Below are 15,560 nucleotides of genomic sequence, written 5' to 3' on the forward strand. Positions count from 1 at the left end.
GCGGCGCCCGAGACGCCGCTCAGCCCGCCGGCTCCCGGGCGACCGGCCCGGGACGGACCAGGCGCTCGGCGGCCCGCCGGACCTCCGCCCGGTGATCCACCGCCGGGCCGTCCTCGTCCGCGGCGACCTGGTGCAGGTCGGCGGGGGCCATCAGCCAGGAGGTGGACACCGCGATCAGCGCCGCGAGGAGGTGGTGCGGCGGCCACCCCGGGTCGGCCCGGCCGGACTCCTGCGCCCGACGTACCACCTCGATCTTGTGGCGGTATCCGGTCAGGCGCCGATCCGGCAACCGGGCCGCCCGTCCGTGCTCGTGCAGCCACGCCCACACCGCGATCCGTTGCAGATCGGGGCGGGCGGCGAAGGTGTCGTGCAGGCGCACCGCGTAGTCGACCAGGTCGGTGGTGATCGGCACGACCCGGGACAGCTCTTCCAGGCCGACCTGCATCACCTCGTCGAAGAGCGCGTCCTTGTCGCCGAACCACGCGTAGATGCGTTCCTTGCTGGCTCTGGCCTGCACGGCGATCCGGTTGATCCGAGCCCCGTCCACGCCGTGCCGGGCGAACTCCGCCATCGCCGCCCGGACCACCCGCTGCCGGGTCTCCAGGCCCCGTGCCTGCGCAGCCTGAGAGGTCATCCGGCCACGCTATCCCAGCCGCCCCCGGGTGCGGTCGCCCGGCGGCGGGCCGGCGTCACGGCGCGATTCCCTCGATCCACCGCTGGTGCCAGTGCCGCAGTGACCGGCTCAGCCATCGGCTGCTCAGCCGAGGCAACAGCCCGGTCTGGGTCTCCTCGGTGACCACCCGCGTGCCGCCCGGCACGGCTGTGAGAATCCACCGGTGGTGCCCCGACGAGCCCAGGGCGTGACCGGTCCAGCCGAGCACCCGATGAGGTTCCCAGCGGTCCACCACACACGTGACCCGCACGTGCAGCGTCGTCCAGCGGAACCGCACGCCGGGACCGAGCCGCGCCTGCCCGTCCAGGACGACGCGCTGCGCGTTGGCATACCAGGACGGCCACGCGGTGGCGTCGACGAGGCGCTCCCAGACCGCCTCCGGCGCGAGCGCCACCCGGGCCTCGTTGCGCACCGAGACCGACGCCCGGTGCGGTTCGAGACCGGCCGGCCACAGCGGCGCGCTCACCGCAGATCCCGCAGCGCCGTGCCGGGGGTGGTGAGCGCCACCGCCGGGCCGTGCACCTCGGCCGGTGTGCGGTAACCGGGAACGGCGTCACCGGCCGCGGTGCGCGCCAGCAGCTCCACGGCGGTGTGCGCGCTGTAGCGGTACGGGTCCGGCCCGAGCAGCACGGACTCGGCCACCGTCCCCGCGTCGTCGACGGCGACTCCGTGCACCAGACTGCTTCCGGCGTCGAGCTGGGCGGGGCTCGGACCTTCGGGCACCCGGCGCAGGAGCGCGGCCCGCAGGCGCCGCGCCGGGCCGGCGGGGACGAGCCGCGCAGCGGCGGGGGCGACGCCCATGGCCAGCCGCACGGGTGCCGGCACGGCGAAGAACGTCGCCACGTCCGGCACGTCGGTGGACTGTCCGGCGGAGACGACGTCGGCCCGCCACGGGTTCGTGACGACCAGGGTGGTGACGCCGCCGTACGTGATCTTCCGACGTTCGGCGGCGGCCCGGGCCGGCACCAGACGGCCGCCGACCCGTTGGCGCCCGGGCGTGGCCAGCCCGTCCAGCAGCGTGCCGAGCGTGCCCCGGGACACCTGCCCGGAGGTCACGAACGACAACTCCAGCCGGCGGGCGGAGGGCAGGCGCCCGGCGAGGTGCACCGCCATCGCGTCGCTCGGCGCCACACCGAAGCCGACACCGGGCATCGCCATGATGCCGGCCCGCTCCAGCTCGCCCTGCCGCCGGCGCACGGTCAGGAACTCGTCCACCTCACCGCTGAGATCCAGGTAGTGCGTCCGCGTGCGGACACAGGCGTCCAACAGCGGACGCTGGGTCCGCCCGAACGGACCGGCGGCGTTGAGCAACACGTCCGCATCGGCCAGCAGGCGGTCCAGGACGGCCGGATCGTCCAGCTCCGCGACGCACCTCGGCGCGTCCAGGTCGAGTGCGGCCAGTCGCCCGGCGTGGCGGCCGGCCAGCGTCGGGCGGAGCCCACGCTCCACCGCGAGTCGCGCGACGAGCCGGCCGACGTAACCGGTGGCGCCGTAGATGACGGGATAGGGCATGCCCCGACGGTGGACCAACCACGGCGTCCACGTCCAAGAGACGGCTGCCGCGGACCGGTACGAGTCTCCTATGTGAGCTGCTCGACGGTGGGGTGGTCGACGGTGAGCGGACGGCGGGGTGCCGAATCGTTACAGTCATGGGGTGGACCTGGACCGGGTGACCGCGTTCGTCGCCGCGGCCGATCGGATGAGCTTCACCGTGGCTGCCGAGGAGCTCGGCCTGGCTCAGCCGTCGGTGTCCGCCCGCATCCGTGCCCTGGAGAACGACCTCGGCGTCGAGCTGTTCTCCCGCCGCCGGCGTCAGGTCGAACTCACCCAGGCCGGTCGGGAGTTCCTCCGGCACGCGCGTACGATGCTGGCGCTTACCGAGCGGGCCGTGCGGGACACCCGGCGGGCGGCCGGGTCGGCCGACCCGCAACGGCTGACGATCACCACCCTCGCCGCCGGGATCGACGAACTCAAGGCCGGCCTTGTGGTGTCGCTCGACCGGGAACTGCCGGCGGCGCGCGTGAGCCTCACCGCGGTGCCGTTCGTCGACCACGTGTCGACCGTTCGCCGGGGCGTGGCCCAGGCCGGCTACCTCTGGCCGCCCTACACGCGCGCGGCGACCGCCGGCCTGCACGTGGAACCCCTGCGTGCGTACCCCCGGCTGTTGGCCGTCGCGGCCGGCCATCCGCTGGCCGACCGGCGTGACCTCGGCGTCGACGACCTGGCTCGCGAGTCCCAGGTGGCCCTGCCGGACGGGGTCGACCCCGTGTTCGTCCGCACCTGGCGTCTGCTGCCGCACGCGCCGGTGAGCCGCGCGGCACCGGCCGCCGATGTCGCCGCCCTGCTGCGGACGGTCGCCGCCGGGGGCGGCTGCGCCGTCGTGCCCGCGCTGCTGGCCCGCACCGCCGCGCTGCCCGGTGTGGCCTTCGTGCCGCTACGCGGTGTGCCGGCCGCGACCCTGGCGCTCGCCTGGCGGCGGGACCTGCCCGCCGCCCTCGACGCGACTCTGCGCCGGGCCGTCCGGGACGGTCGTGCCGCCACCTCGAGAGATCGGGACAGCTCTCCGGACGCCGTCATCCCATAGGGCTGAGACCGCACCGACGCGGGTCCGCGCGCCGCCGCCGACGGCGTGCCCGGCCCTCAACGCAGGGTCGGCGTGCGCCGCACGCCGGGCGCGGTCGTCCGCTGCGGATGGTCGAGGACCTGTGAGACCCAGCCGCGGCGCACCGCCTCGACCCCGGCCTGGAAGCGGCTCTCCACACCGATGTGATCCAGCAGCTCCGCGACCCGACGGCTGAACGTGCGCGGGGACATGTTCAGCCTGCGGCACGCCGCGGTGTCGGGGGCGCCGGTCAGCAGCTGGGCCAGCACCGGCACCAGGTGCTCGGGCACCGGCGCGCGTCGGGGCGACACCGGGTGCGGCGAGACGCCGCCCGGGTGGCCGACGCGTTGTGACAAGACCAGATCCATGCGATCCCTCCCCGGATCGGCCGAACCGTTCCTGCCATCGACGGTAGTCGTCGCTCGGATGATCGGCGGCCGGGATTGGCGAACAGTACGATCCCACTGTTCGCGATCGGTCGGCCCGACCGTCGCCGGGCGGTCAGGCGGTGGTGAGCCACCCGAGGCGGGCCACCTGGAGACCGAGCTGGAACCGGGTGGTGGTGCCGGTCACCGCCATGAGCCGGTGCAGGCGCCGGTGCAGGGTACGCGGCGAGATGCCCAGCCGTGCCGCCACCTTCCGGTCGGACATCCCCTCGGCGAGCAGGCGCAGCAGCAGGACGGTCTCCGGGGCCGGCTCCTCCGGCCCGAGGTGCGGATCGAGCACGACGGCGGAGCTGCGCCAGAGCGCCTGGAAGAGGTCGTCGACGGCGGAGTGCAGCGGCCCCGGCCACAGGGCCTGCACCCGGCGCGTCGGTTCGCCGCCACAGTGGTCGTCCGGGTGGACCAGGAAGGCGACCTCGTCGGAGATCAGCACCGTGGCCGGCAGCGTGGGCAGCGTACGGACCCGTGCGCCGGCGGCGCGCAAGGGTCGGATCTCGGCGCGCAGCCGCTGGTCGTCGAGCGCCGTGCCGGCGTAGAGGGCGTCGACCCGGGCGCCGCCGGCCAGCAGGTCCAGCTTCATCGCGAGCCGGTGGTCGCCCCACGTCGGGTCGTCGGGGGTGGCCTCCAGCACCCGCAGATGGTGGCCTCTGCCGGAGGAGAGCATGCCGAGCATCTCGGTCGGCGTGACCGGTGTGGTGGGTTGCCGATCCCGCTCCTCGCTGGCGGCGAAGGCGTCGAGTATCGTGCGGCCCGCCACGGTGACCGCGTCGGCGGCCCGCAGGTGCGCCAGACGCACCGCGGCGACCGCCCCTTGGTGTCGCGCCGGTTCGGGCGCCGTCGCGTCGACGGCGGGCGGCTCCGGCGCGTCCCGGCCGGCGGTCACGGTCACCGGTGGCTCGTCCGGCGGGACGGGTCGTGCCCCGGCCCCGGCGGGGAGGCCCGCGGCGACATCAGATCCACCCCTCGCGCACCGCCCGGGTGGCCAGTTGGAAGCGGTTGCGGGCGCCGGTCTTCGCCCGCAACACACCGAGGCGTCGGTACAGCGTCCGCCGGCCCATGCCGAGCGCGTCGCAGATCGCGTCGTCGGACAGGCCGCCGTTGAGCATCAGCAGCAACCGCCGGTCGGTGGCGCGCAGCGGGGCCCGCGGATCCTCCGGCGCGTTCGCCGACACCGGCGCGGCCAGGCTCCAACAGACCAGGAACACGTTCGCCAGGGCGTCCAGCACCGGGGTGCGCCCGGTGACGACGAACGCCCCCGCCGGGCCGGCCACGAAGCCCGTCTCGTCGTCCACCAGATGCAGCCGGACCGGCAGCGTGTCCAACAGCCGGCCCTCGAACCGACCGGCCCGGCCGTCGTGCGCGTCGCCGGCCTGCCACGGCGCGAACGCCCGGTACCGCCGACCGAACGACTGGGCGGTGTGCACCACGGAGATCGGCACGGGGACCGGTTCGAGGTCCACGAAGGGCTCGTTGTCGAGGACCCGGACGTGCCGGCCGGCGCGGCGGACGGCGGCACGCAGGCGGGTCGACGCCGTCACGGTGTCGACCAGTTCCACGCCGTGCTCGCCGGGCCCGAGGGCCCGCCCGAACCGCTCGTAGAGGTCGGTGAGGCGTCGCGCGGCCCGGTCGATGCCGGCGAGCCGTTCGTCGACCAGCACCTGCACCGACGCGGTGGGATTGCGCGGGGTGACGACGCCCCCGGACTCGACCGCCAGGCCGGCGTCCACCAGCTCCGTCAGGGCGCCCCGCTGCTCCGGGTCGACCTCGTCGAGCGGGATCCGGTGCCGGTCGAGCAGTGCGGGATAGCTACGCGCCGCCGCGCCGGAGACGCCGAGCACCCGCAGGGCGTGCTCCACCGAGTGGGTCACCGGGGCCCGCTCACCGTCAGCGCGAGCTGGAACCGGGTCGCGCAGCCGTGCGCGCGCATCAGGTCGTGGACCCGCCGGGCGAACGAGCGCACCGAGACACCCAGGGCCCGGGCGGCGTCACCGTCGCTCGGATGCGCGGCGAGCGCGGCCAGGACGTCCTCGTCGGTCGTCCGGCCCCGCTGGGCCGGGGAGTCGGCGGCCTCCTCCCAGCGCTTGTCGAACAGTGTCCGCAGCATCCGCAGGACCGGCGCGGAGGTGGTGCAGAGCATGTCCGGCGAGGGTTCCGGCCCGGTGGACGGCCGCGCGGGGCCGGGCCCGACCGGCGGCTCGTGCCACAGCCAGGCGGTCGGATCGGGGTCGTCGAGGAGCAGGAAGCGGATCGGGGAAGGGCTGTCGAACCGGGCGTGCGCCGCCAGGCCCGACGACGGCCGGGCGGCCGAAAGCGGGTGGCGCCCCCGGTGCAGGATGCGGAAACGCCCGGCCGGCAGCCGGGTGATCATGCGGATCCGCGCCGCGGTCGGCGGCGCGCTGGGCGGGCCGTCCATCAGCCGCACCTGCCGCCGGGTGTGGTGGCTGCCGGCGACGGCGACGCGTACCGCATAGGAGGGATGGACCCGCCGGACGAGCACGGGTTCCTCGGCCGCCGGCCGCGCCGACCGCGCGAACGCCGCCAGCACCGTCGTCTGCGCATCGTGGACGGCGGTCACCGCGCGCATCCGGGCCGCGGCCACCGCCCGGCCGGGGTCCCGGGGCCGCCCGATCGCCGCGTCGATCAGCCCCGCGTCGACCGGGTCGACGTCGAGGTGGACCGCGTTGCCCAGGAGGAACTCGTACCAGACCCCGGCGGACGGCGAGACGTCGAAGGCGGGCGCCGGTCCGGCTCCCTCGTCACCCCTCACGCACCAACTATGAGTGCCGCTCTCACCCGGTGCAAGGGGTCGTGCGCGGTACGTGATCGAGCTGTGTCGACAACCTTCGGACCGGTCCGGTTTCCGGCAGGTCTCTGCCACTGGCACCGTTGTGCCTTCGTCCGCCGCGCGTGCCGGGTTAACTGAAACCGGACTCGTGACCCGCTGTCGCCAGGTGTCACGCGGACATGCGGGAGTGTGTCGTGTCGGAATGGTCGCCGGGCCGAGGGTCGCAATCAAAGGTGTCGCCTTCCGTCTTCGATCCGAGTGAGCGGGTCGCCGCGGCCGTCGCCGGTGAGATCGGGGCGATCGCCCAGCTCCCCGGGCCCGCGCGGCACGATCTGCTGGTCGCCGTCGAGGCGGGGATGCGCCTGCTCACCGAGGACCGGACCCCGCTGGCGGTCGTCGATGTCGAACGCATCCGCGCCGGGGTCCGCGCCGTGGCCGCCGCCGGTCTGTCCCTGGCCGACTTCGTCCGTTGCCAGGAACTGTGCGCCAGTCGCGCGGTGGCGACCCGCTGCCGCGATGCCGGTCTGACGAGACCGGACGAGTTCGTGAAAACGCTCCATCGCGCCGCCCGGCGGTGGCGTGACCTGTCCCCGGAACTGTTGGGTGTCTTTCTCGAGGAGTCGGCCGCCCGGTCCGGTGTTCCGGCCGCCGCGCAGGTCGCCCGGGCGTTGCTGGACGGATCGCTGACGCCGGACCTCACCGCCGCCTGCGGCCTGCCCCAGCCGGTCGACGGCTATCTCGTGGCCGCGCTGCCGTGCGAAGCCGATGTGGTGGGCCCGCTCGCCGAGCACGGCCGGTGCGACCTGCTCTGGCATCACGATCGCGGCGAACTGGTCCTGCTCACCCCGGTGACCGGCGCGGCGGCGGGGGTGGACGCGGCCCGTAACCGGATCAGCGAAGCCCTGCGCCTGCTGCTGCCGACGGTCGGGGTGCCCGCCGTCGGGGTGTGCCGTCCCCAGCGGCAGGTGGGCGACGCGGTGCGGGAATCCCGGCGGCTGCGGCCGTTCGCCGTCGCCGCCGACCTGGCGGAGCTCTTGCACGCGCCGGAGGACCTCGCGGTCGACCGGGGCGTGGCGCGGCTGCCGGAGGTCGCCGCCGGCTTGTGCGCGGTCCTCGCCCCGCTCGGGTCCGGTAGGGAACTGCGGCGGACGCTGCGGACGTTGTACCGGGTCGACCTGCACCGGGCCCGTGCGGCGGAGCTGCTCGGGGTCCACCGGCAGACGCTGACGTACCGGTTGAACCGGATCCGGGACCTGACCGGCGTGGACCCGCTCTCGGTACGCGGCGTCGCCGTGCTCGCCGCCGCGCTGGCGGCCGAGGCGGAAGCTTCCCGGTCGTGACCGACCTTCGCCGCCTGGTGCGGCACGGCGGCGACCGTGCCCACCACGTCGCGCTGCGGCGGGCCGGCGAGCGGGTGCCGCTCCTGGCCGACCTGTCCGGCACGGATCCGGATCTGCTCCGCGCGGTCCTGCTGCTGGCCGCCGCCGCGATCGAGCCGGTCACGGCGCACCTGCGCCGTCGCGCGACGAGGGCGGCGGTGCACTGCGTGCGGGCGCGGGTGCCGCTGACAAGTCTGGTCGAGGCGAGCCGGATCTTCGTCGAGTCGCTGCTCGCCGAGGTGTGGACGCGGTGCCCGCCCGGGCACGCGGACGCGGCGCAGCGCCTCACCCTCCGGATCCTCGGGATCCACCGGCGCGTCGGCGCCGTCTTCGCCGAGGTCTACCACCCGGGGAACCGGCGGCGAGCCATCGTGGACCATCGGGCCCGGGCGCTGGATCTGCTGGCCGGCCGGCTGCCCGCGGGCCGGCGGGAAGCGCCCGGCGGGTACCTGGTCGCGTCGGTGGGCCTGGTCGGCGCCGGTGCCGGACCGCAGGTCGTCGAGCGCCTGACGGCCGTGGTCGACCAGGGCGCCGCCTACGCCCGGCACGAGCCGTCGGGCAACTACGTGGTGGTGGTGCTGCCGCTGGCGGACGGCACCGCCGCGGCCCGACGCGGCGCGGAGCAGTCGGTGGTCGGCCTGGTCTCCGAGATCGGTGGGCTGATCGTCGGTCGGACCGCCGGCTGCGCCCACGCCCGCCGGGTCGAGGAGATACCGTCGGCGCTGCTGGAGGCGGAACGCGCCCGCAAGCCCCGGTCGGGCCGCTACCTCGGACCGATACGGCGCAGCGGTGAACTGCTGCTCGCCCTCGCCTACGAGGACGACCAGGACCTCGTCGCGCAGTTGCGGGCCCGGCTCGCCCCGCTGCGCGCGGAACCGCAGTTGCTGCGCACGCTGGTCGTGCTCTTCGACAACGACCTGGACCGTGGGCGCACGGCCGCCGTGCTGCACATCCACCGCGGCACGCTCACCGACCGGTTGAAACGGATCAACGAGTTCACCGGCGTCGCGCCGACCAGTGTGCTCGGGATCCGTCTGCTCTCGGCGGCGCTGCACCTCGACCGGACTCTGGGCGTGCCGGGCGGACGCGGTCGTTGAGCAAGTGCCGAGAGGTGTCGCGCCGGAGCCAACAATCTGCGGATGGATGCTAATTGCTGGATCGGCTGATACTGGGTCGGCCGATCGGTCAGTGGGACCCCTCCGAAAGGGGGCACGGCGGAGGGCCTGCCCGCGCGACCGGCAGACGTAGGGCCGGCGAAGGAGTCTTGGATGCAGTGGGAAGACCTGGTCACGTTTCGGGCGGTGGCGACCGACCTGTCCTTCACCCGGGCAGCGCAACGCCTGCACATCAGCAAGCCCGTGGTGTCGGCGCGGGTGAAGAGGTTGGAGCGTGGCCTCGGCGTCCAGTTGCTGCGCCGGGACACCCGCAACGTCACCCTCACCGAACTGGGACGCCGGTTCCTGCTGCGCGTCGACAACCTCACCGAGTCGCTCGAATCGGCCTGCCAGGAGATCTCCGCGGCCGTCGAGCCCGCCGACCGGCCCACCGTGCGGGTCGGACTGGTGGGGACCGTCACCCCCGCCACGGTGACACTGCTCGACCGCGTCGACACCGCCCTGCTCTCGGTGCGCTGGACGGCGGACTCCGCCACCGCCGCCGAGGCACTGCGCACCGGTGAGATCGACCTGCTCGTGCACTCGCGCTGGGAGGGCGCCGCCGACCCCGGCCCGAGCACCGACCCGTCGGTCCGCGCCCTGCCGATGACCACCACCGCCGCCCAGGTGAGCATGGGCTCCCAGCACCGGCTCGCCCGCCGGGGCGCGCTCGCGCTACGGGAACTCGCCGGCGAGCGGTGGATCATCCCGCCGTCGCGGAACGAGGCGGACAGCGCCACCGCCGCGGTCGCCGCCACCGCCGGCTACACCCCCCGCTTCCTGCACCAGCTCGCCACCTACGACGAGGCGGCCGCACTGCAACGGTTCGGCACCGCCGTCGGCCTCACCGTCGCCGGGGCCCCGACGGCCACCGGCACGGTCCGGCGTGCCCTGGAGGACGACCTCAGCCTGCGGACCTACCTGCGGTGGCAGCGCGACGGCGCCGCCGCCGCCCGGTGCGAGGCCCTCGCCGACCAACTCGTCGACCGCGTCAACGCCTGAACGGCACACCGCCGGGACCGGTCGCGCGACGGTGCGGCCGGGACGCGGTCACCGCTGCCGGGCCAGACGCGCGCGTCGCTCGTACAGCGCCCGGTAGTGGGGCTCGTGGTGGTCGAGGTAGGCGCGCAGGCGCGGATCGGTGCGCACCACGTCGCCGTAGTCACCGTCGCGCCGGTGAAAGCCGGTGCTCGACGCCACCCCGGCGTGCCACCGTTCGGTCGGCGCCCAGTCGGCGCGGTGCCCCGCCGACCAGCGCAACGCGTCCGGCCGGGCCGGCAGGCCGGCCCGGGCGCAGAACACCTCGCTGGCCGCCACCGGGTCGGCGACCATCTCGTCGGCGTCGATGACCAGCGGCGGCCGGTCGCCGGCGGCGGCCACGGCGTCGTACAGCTCCCGCAGGTGCCCGAAGCCGACCTGCTCCAGGGTCACGTCCGGGTTCACCGCGTGGTAGGAGGCGATGGTGCGGGCGGGGTGCCGGATCAGGAAGACGTGCGTGGCGCCGGCGAGGAACGCCCGGTCGTCGAGCACGGCAGGGTAACGCTCGTCCGTGGTGTCCTTGAAGAACACCCGCCCGTCGGCGGCCAGCACGCGCAGCGCGGCCAGCACCTCGGGTTCGGTACGCGCGTCGCGCCCGCCGATCTCCACCGCGCCGAACTCGGCCCGGTAGGAGAACGGCTCGTGCACGACGCGCAGGTCACCCCGCTCGGCCACCATCCGGTAGAACGCGGTCGACCGGCAGCGCGGCGCGCTCCACAACGCGATGAGCCCGTCCTCGGGCGCGGCCTCCATCGTGGACTCCCCTCCCTGTGGTGGGGTTCAGTGTGCGGTCCCGGCGCGGCCGATTGCCGTCGGCTGACGACATGTCGCCAACCTCACCGCGGAACCTGCCGTGCCGGCGCCCGCGCTGGTGGGATGCAACCGTGCACCCTCGTTACGCGGACACCCTGCACGACACGTTCACCGCCGCCGCCCGCCGGCACCCGGACGCGGTCGCCCTCAGCGGCGACGGGGCCACGACGACCTACGCCGAGCTGGCCGCGCGCGCCGCGCCGCTGACCGCGCGGCTACGGGCCGCAGGGGTGGCCGCCGGGGAACCGGTGGCCCTGCGCGTCGGTCGTGGGCCGGACGCCGTCGTCGGCATCCTCGGCATCCTCGGCGCCGGCGGCGCCTACGTGCCCGTCGACCCCGCCTACCCCGAGGCCCGTCAGGCGTTCCTGCTCGCCGACACCGCCGCGCGCCACTCGGTGATCCGGGACGGGACCGGCCTGCGCGTGGTGACGCGGGACGGCGGTCCGCCCCCGCGCGCCCTGCCGCCGGGCACCGCGTACGTCATCCACACCTCCGGGTCCACCGGCCAGCCCAAGGGGGTGATGGTCGGGCACCGGCAGGTGCTCGCGCTGTTCGCCGCCTGCGTACCTCTCTTCGAGGTGGACGACCGGGACGTGTGGAGCGTCTTCCACTCGACGAGCTTCGACTTCAGCGTCTGGGAGATCTGGGGCGCGCTGCTGCACGGCGGCCGGGCCGTGATCGTCCCCGAGTCCGCCGCCTACGACCCGGGGCGGCTGCTCGCGTTGCTGGCCCGGGAACGGGTCACCGTGTGCAGCCAGGTGCCCACGCCGTTCCGCTATCTGGTCGACGCGGCCCGCCGGCAGGGGACCGTCCTGCCGGCGCTGCGGCACCTGGTGCTCGGCGGGGAACCCGCCGACCTGGCCGTCGTCGCGGACTGGCGGCGGCAGGGCCACGCCCCGCGCTGCCGGGTGTCCAACATGTACGGCATCACCGAGACCACCGTGCACGTCACGCACACGTTCCTCACCGGCGACGAGGCGCCCCCGCTGCCCGGGGCCACCCCGATCGGCAGGCCGTTGCCCCACCTGGCCGTCGAACTCGTCAACGAGGACCGGCGGCCGGTGCCGGACGGCACGCCGGGCGAGATGGTGGTCCACGGCGCCGGCGTCGCCCACGGCTACCTCGGCAACGCGGCGCTGACCGCGGCGCGTTTCCCCGGCGGGGACCGCTACCGCAGCGGTGACTGGGCCGTCCGGGCCACCGACGGCACGCTGTACCACCTCGGGCGACGCGACGACCAGGTGCAGGTGCGCGGCTACCGGGTGGAACTCGGCGAGGTGGCGGCGGCGGTGCGCGGCCATCCCGCGGTCAACGCCTGCGTGGTGACCGCACCGACCCGCGGCGAGGCCCGGATCCTCGTGGCGCACGTGCAGCTCGCGGCGGGGATGCCCGCCTCGGCGGCGGACCTGCGCGCCCACACCGCGGCGGTGCTTCCGGCCCATCTGGTTCCGTCCCGGTTCGTCGCCCACGAGGCGTTCCCGGTGACCGCCAGCGGCAAGGTGGACCGGTCCGCGTTGGACGCCCCCGAGGCCGCCCGCCGCTGACCCGCCGCGCCCGGTTCCGGGCGGCCCGGCGGGCCCGCTCAGCGGCGGGCGGCGGTCAGGTCGGCCGCGAACCGCTCGGCCAGTTCGGTGACGAATTCGCCGGTCACCGCGTCGGGACGGCCGTTGACCACCACGTGCGCCCGGTGCCCGGCGATCCGCACCTCGGTCTCGACCTCCATCATCGGTGGGACCAGGGGGACCAGGTGCGGGTCGACGGTGACGCCGGGCAGGCGAAGGTCCCGGTACGGCACGTTCTGCAACGCGAACACCGTCTGGTAGAGCGGTGGGCGGCTCGTCCGTCGCGGGTTGACCAACCGCACCACCTCGTCGAACGGCACGTCCTGGCAGGACAACGCGGCCCGCACGGCATCGCCGGTGTGCCGCAGCGACGCGCCCGAACCACCCCGCACCCGCACGCACACCGTCCCGATCGCGCAGCCGACACAGTTCTCCAGGGCGTCCCCGGTCCGCCGCACCACCGGGATCCCGACCCCGAAGTCGGTGGCGCCGGTGAGCGCGGCCAGCGTCCGCGCGTACGCCGAGAGCCAGACGGCCAGCGGCGCCACCCCGGCGTCCCGTGCGGCCCGGAGCACCGCGGTCGGCACCGCCGGCGGCAGCTCGCACACCGCGGCCCGCACGTCACCGCGTCGACCGGCCGGCGGTCGGGGCAGCGGCAGCTCCGGCAGGTCCCGCAGGGCCCGGGCGGCGTCGGCGCGTTGCCGGTCCAGGTCCGCCCCGTCGGAGCGGGCGGTGACGGCGGCGAGCTGCCCGGGCAGGTCCAGCACCGGCCGGTCGAAGTCGGGCGCCGCGCCACGTCGGCGCGCCGCGTACGCGACGCCCAGCTCGTCGACCAGGACGCTGTGCGACCAGCCGTCGTAGGCGACGTGGTGCACGCACACGCCGAGCAGCGCGGTCCCGTCCACGCACGGGGCCACGACCACCCGCCACAGCACCCCCCGCGGCGGGTCCAGCGGCGCGGTGAGCGCCGGCGTGAGGGCCGCGAGCGCGCCGTCGTGGTCCGCCGCCGGGGGCAGGTGCCGCGGCTCGGGGGCCGGCGCGTCGACCGGCTCCGCGACGCCGCGCCCGGCCACCAGACGGTACGCGTGGCGCAGCGCGTCGTGCCGGTGGTGCAGGTCGGCCACGGCGTCGCGGAGGGCGTCGGCGTCGAGCGGGCCGGTAAGCGTCCACACCGTCGGACACAGCGGCCCGGGGTCGGTCGGGTCCCAGTCGTGCAGCAGGACGAACCCGGTCTGGGCGCCGGTCAGCGCGACCTCGGAGGCCCGCTGCCGCGGTGGCGCCGGGACGGCTGGCGGCGGTGTCCGCCGTGCCGGGTCGGCGAGCCAAGCCGCCAGCCCGCGTACGGTCGGGGCGCGCATCGCCTGCGCCGGCGCGAGCGTGACCCCGGTGCGGTCGGTGAGCCGGGCGCAGATCCGCGCCACGTCCAGGGACGTGGCGCCGAGTGCGAACAGGCTCTCGCCGGCCGGCGCGGCGGGCAGGTCGAGCACCTCGGCGACGATGCGGCCGACCAGCTCACCGGTCTCGTCCAGCGGGGGACCGTCGTCGGGGCGGACGAGGGCGGCGGCGAGGGCCAGCACCGCCGCTTCGTCGACCTTGCCGATCGGGGTCAGCGGATAGCGCTCGACCGCGACCACCGCGCCCGGCACCAGGTGCGCGGGCAGGTGCGCGGCGAGGTGCGCGCGGACCGCGTCGGGCTGCGGTCCGCCGTCGGCGTGCGGGACGTAGCAGAGCACGGTGTCCCGGTAGCCGCCGGCGGGGTGCGGTCGCGGCACCACCACGCTGGAGGTGACGCCGTCGAGCGTGGCCGCGGCCCGCTCGATCTCGGTCGGCTCGACCCGGAAGCCGCGGATCTTCACCTGACGGTCGAGCCGGCCCAGGTAGCGCAGGACCCCGTCGGCGGACCTGCGCACCAGGTCGCCGGTGCGGTAGACGCGGCGACGCCGCCCGTCGGGCAGGTCCAGCTCGACGAACGCGGCCGATTCCGCCGCCGCCGCGCCGAGATAACCCGGTGTCAGCCCGTCGCCGCTGATCAGCAGCTCACCCGGTTCGTCCGGCCCGCACCAGTGGTCGTCGGCGCGCACGTGCGCCCCGGTGTGCGCGATCGGGACGCCGATCGGCACCCCGTCGGCGTCGGCGCAGTCCTCCGGCGTCACCCGCCGGGCGGTGGTGACCACCGACGACTCGGTCGGGCCGTAGAGGTTGAACAGCGTGGTGCCGGGATGCGCGGCGAGGAACCGCCCCGCGCGCAGCGGCGACATCGCCTCACCACCGACCTGCACGGTGCGCAGGCCGGCGAAGCAGTCCACCGCCTCGTCGACGAGCAGGTGGAACACCGACGTCGGCGCGACGATGGTGTCCACCCCGTACGCCCGCGTGACGGCGCGCAGCCCGTCCGGCGTCAGGTAGGGGTCGCGCAGCACCACGCAGGTGCCGCCCCGGGTGAGGGCGCTCCAGATCTCCAGCAGCGACGGGTCCCAGGGCAACGCGCAACTGTGCAGGCTGACCGGCGCCGGGCCGGGCGGCAGCGGGGTGACGTCGACCATCCGCACGATGCCCCGGTGCGGTTGCGGGATGCACTTGGGCTCTCCGGTGCTCCCCGACGTGAACGTGACCGCGCACGCGTGTGTGCCCCGCACGCGCACCGGCGGTCGCGGGTCGGGCGTGGACCCGGCCGCGACCGGCGGCTGCGGGACCGGCACCAGCCGCCGGTGCGACCCGACGACCCCGGCGGGCACCTCGTCACCCACCACGACCGGGCAGTCGAGCACGTCGAGCACCCGGCGCAGTCGCGGCGCCGGCCAGCGCCGGTCCGCGCCGGCGTACGCCGCGCCCAGGCGCATCACCGCGAGCGCGGTCACCACGAAGGCCGCGCTGCGGGGCAGCAGCACCGGCACCCGGTCCCCGGGACGGACGCCGTGCCGGTGCAGCAGCCCGGCGGTCACCTCGGCGGCGCGGTCGAGGTCGGCGTAGCCGAGCCGCACGTCGCCGTCGACGAGCGCGAGCGCCGTCGGGGTGTCGCGCACCCAGCGGTCGACGAGCGCGGTCAGCGTGTCGCCGCGCGGGTATCCCGGCCCGGTGCCGGCCGGGACGGGCGTGGTCGCGGTCCGCACA

Annotated in this window: 14 protein-coding genes; 5 read left to right on the forward strand and 9 right to left on the reverse strand. The window is 75.6% G+C overall.

Annotated features, from left to right (window positions below; translation table 11 throughout):
- Window positions 1-19: 19 nt before the first annotated feature.
- The 3 genes from AB0H28_RS04470 to AB0H28_RS04480 are packed head-to-tail and all read right to left on the reverse strand — an operon-like array spanning window position 20 to window position 2,185.
- Entirely contained in the window at window positions 20-634 is a 615-nt protein-coding gene (locus tag AB0H28_RS04470; RefSeq protein ID WP_358034108.1) for a TetR family transcriptional regulator, read from the reverse strand.
- Window positions 635-689: 55 nt separating this feature from the next.
- Window positions 690-1,139 (reverse strand): SRPBCC family protein, encoded by a 450-nt coding sequence (locus AB0H28_RS04475; protein WP_358034111.1) that lies wholly within the window; start codon window positions 1,137-1,139, stop codon window positions 690-692.
- Window positions 1,136-2,185 carry a saccharopine dehydrogenase NADP-binding domain-containing protein gene (locus AB0H28_RS04480; protein WP_358034114.1) on the reverse strand — a complete coding sequence of 350 codons (1,050 nt, stop codon included), beginning with the start codon at window positions 2,183-2,185 and terminating at the stop codon, window positions 1,136-1,138. The genes AB0H28_RS04475 and AB0H28_RS04480 overlap by 4 nt, the downstream gene beginning before the upstream one ends.
- Window positions 2,186-2,327: 142 nt before the next feature.
- On the opposite strand from AB0H28_RS04480, the gene AB0H28_RS04485 reads away from it, so the two are divergent.
- The gene (locus AB0H28_RS04485) at window positions 2,328-3,257 is read left to right on the forward strand and encodes a LysR family transcriptional regulator (RefSeq protein WP_358034116.1); all 930 of its coding nucleotides are present in this window, start codon (window positions 2,328-2,330) and stop codon (window positions 3,255-3,257) included.
- A 56-nt stretch (window positions 3,258-3,313) separates the two neighbouring features.
- Here the strand turns inward: AB0H28_RS04485 and AB0H28_RS04490 are convergent, their stop codons facing one another.
- The 4 genes from AB0H28_RS04490 to AB0H28_RS04505 form a co-directional block, all read right to left on the reverse strand.
- Window positions 3,314-3,643, reverse strand: coding sequence for a hypothetical protein (locus AB0H28_RS04490; RefSeq protein ID WP_358034119.1), 330 nt, complete (start codon window positions 3,641-3,643; stop codon window positions 3,314-3,316).
- A gap of 133 nt (window positions 3,644-3,776) precedes the next feature.
- Entirely contained in the window at window positions 3,777-4,607 is an 831-nt protein-coding gene (locus tag AB0H28_RS04495) for a helix-turn-helix transcriptional regulator (RefSeq protein ID WP_358034122.1), read from the reverse strand.
- A gap of 61 nt (window positions 4,608-4,668) precedes the next feature.
- Complete coding sequence (locus tag AB0H28_RS04500) at window positions 4,669-5,586, reverse strand: hypothetical protein (RefSeq protein WP_358034125.1); 918 nt, start codon at window positions 5,584-5,586, stop codon at window positions 4,669-4,671.
- Window positions 5,583-6,485 (reverse strand): hypothetical protein, encoded by a 903-nt coding sequence (locus tag AB0H28_RS04505; RefSeq protein ID WP_358034129.1) that lies wholly within the window; start codon window positions 6,483-6,485, stop codon window positions 5,583-5,585. Before AB0H28_RS04505 ends, AB0H28_RS04500 begins: the two co-directional genes overlap by 4 nt.
- A 251-nt stretch (window positions 6,486-6,736) precedes the next feature.
- Here AB0H28_RS04505 and AB0H28_RS04510 point away from each other — a divergent pair, with 251 nt between their 5' ends.
- From AB0H28_RS04510 to AB0H28_RS04520, 3 genes are all read left to right on the forward strand, one after another.
- The gene (locus AB0H28_RS04510; RefSeq protein WP_358034132.1) at window positions 6,737-7,843 is read left to right on the forward strand and encodes a helix-turn-helix domain-containing protein; all 1,107 of its coding nucleotides are present in this window, start codon (window positions 6,737-6,739) and stop codon (window positions 7,841-7,843) included.
- Window positions 7,840-8,979 carry a helix-turn-helix domain-containing protein gene (locus AB0H28_RS04515; protein WP_358034135.1) on the forward strand — a complete coding sequence of 380 codons (1,140 nt, stop codon included), beginning with the start codon at window positions 7,840-7,842 and terminating at the stop codon, window positions 8,977-8,979. Before AB0H28_RS04510 ends, AB0H28_RS04515 begins: the two co-directional genes overlap by 4 nt.
- A 171-nt stretch (window positions 8,980-9,150) precedes the next feature.
- Complete coding sequence (locus AB0H28_RS04520; RefSeq protein WP_358034138.1) at window positions 9,151-10,038, forward strand: LysR family transcriptional regulator; 888 nt, start codon at window positions 9,151-9,153, stop codon at window positions 10,036-10,038.
- Window positions 10,039-10,086: 48 nt separating this feature from the next.
- Here the strand turns inward: AB0H28_RS04520 and AB0H28_RS04525 are convergent, their stop codons facing one another.
- Complete coding sequence (locus tag AB0H28_RS04525; protein WP_358034142.1) at window positions 10,087-10,827, reverse strand: hypothetical protein; 741 nt, start codon at window positions 10,825-10,827, stop codon at window positions 10,087-10,089.
- A 131-nt stretch (window positions 10,828-10,958) separates the two neighbouring features.
- On the opposite strand from AB0H28_RS04525, the gene AB0H28_RS04530 reads away from it, so the two are divergent.
- Complete coding sequence (locus AB0H28_RS04530; RefSeq protein WP_358034145.1) at window positions 10,959-12,431, forward strand: amino acid adenylation domain-containing protein; 1,473 nt, start codon at window positions 10,959-10,961, stop codon at window positions 12,429-12,431.
- 38 nt (window positions 12,432-12,469) lie between these two features.
- Here the strand turns inward: AB0H28_RS04530 and AB0H28_RS04535 are convergent, their stop codons facing one another.
- Complete coding sequence (locus AB0H28_RS04535) at window positions 12,470-15,559, reverse strand: AMP-binding protein (protein WP_358034147.1); 3,090 nt, start codon at window positions 15,557-15,559, stop codon at window positions 12,470-12,472.
- Window position 15,560 lies beyond the last annotated feature (1 nt).

It is taken from the genome of Micromonospora sp. NPDC050980 (assembly GCF_040653835.1).
Taxonomy (GTDB): domain Bacteria; phylum Actinomycetota; class Actinomycetes; order Mycobacteriales; family Micromonosporaceae; genus Micromonospora.

Coding starts and splice junctions, on each gene's coding strand:
- AB0H28_RS04525 (WP_358034142.1), bottom strand. CDS start 10,827: ATGGAGGCCGCGCCCGAGGACGGGCTCATCGCGTTGTGGAGCGCGCCG.
- AB0H28_RS04520 (WP_358034138.1), top strand. CDS start 9,151: ATGCAGTGGGAAGACCTGGTCACGTTTCGGGCGGTGGCGACCGACCTG.
- AB0H28_RS04490 (WP_358034119.1), bottom strand. CDS start 3,643: ATGGATCTGGTCTTGTCACAACGCGTCGGCCACCCGGGCGGCGTCTCG.
- AB0H28_RS04470 (WP_358034108.1), bottom strand. CDS start 634: ATGACCTCTCAGGCTGCGCAGGCACGGGGCCTGGAGACCCGGCAGCGG.
- AB0H28_RS04480 (WP_358034114.1), bottom strand. CDS start 2,185: ATGCCCTATCCCGTCATCTACGGCGCCACCGGTTACGTCGGCCGGCTC.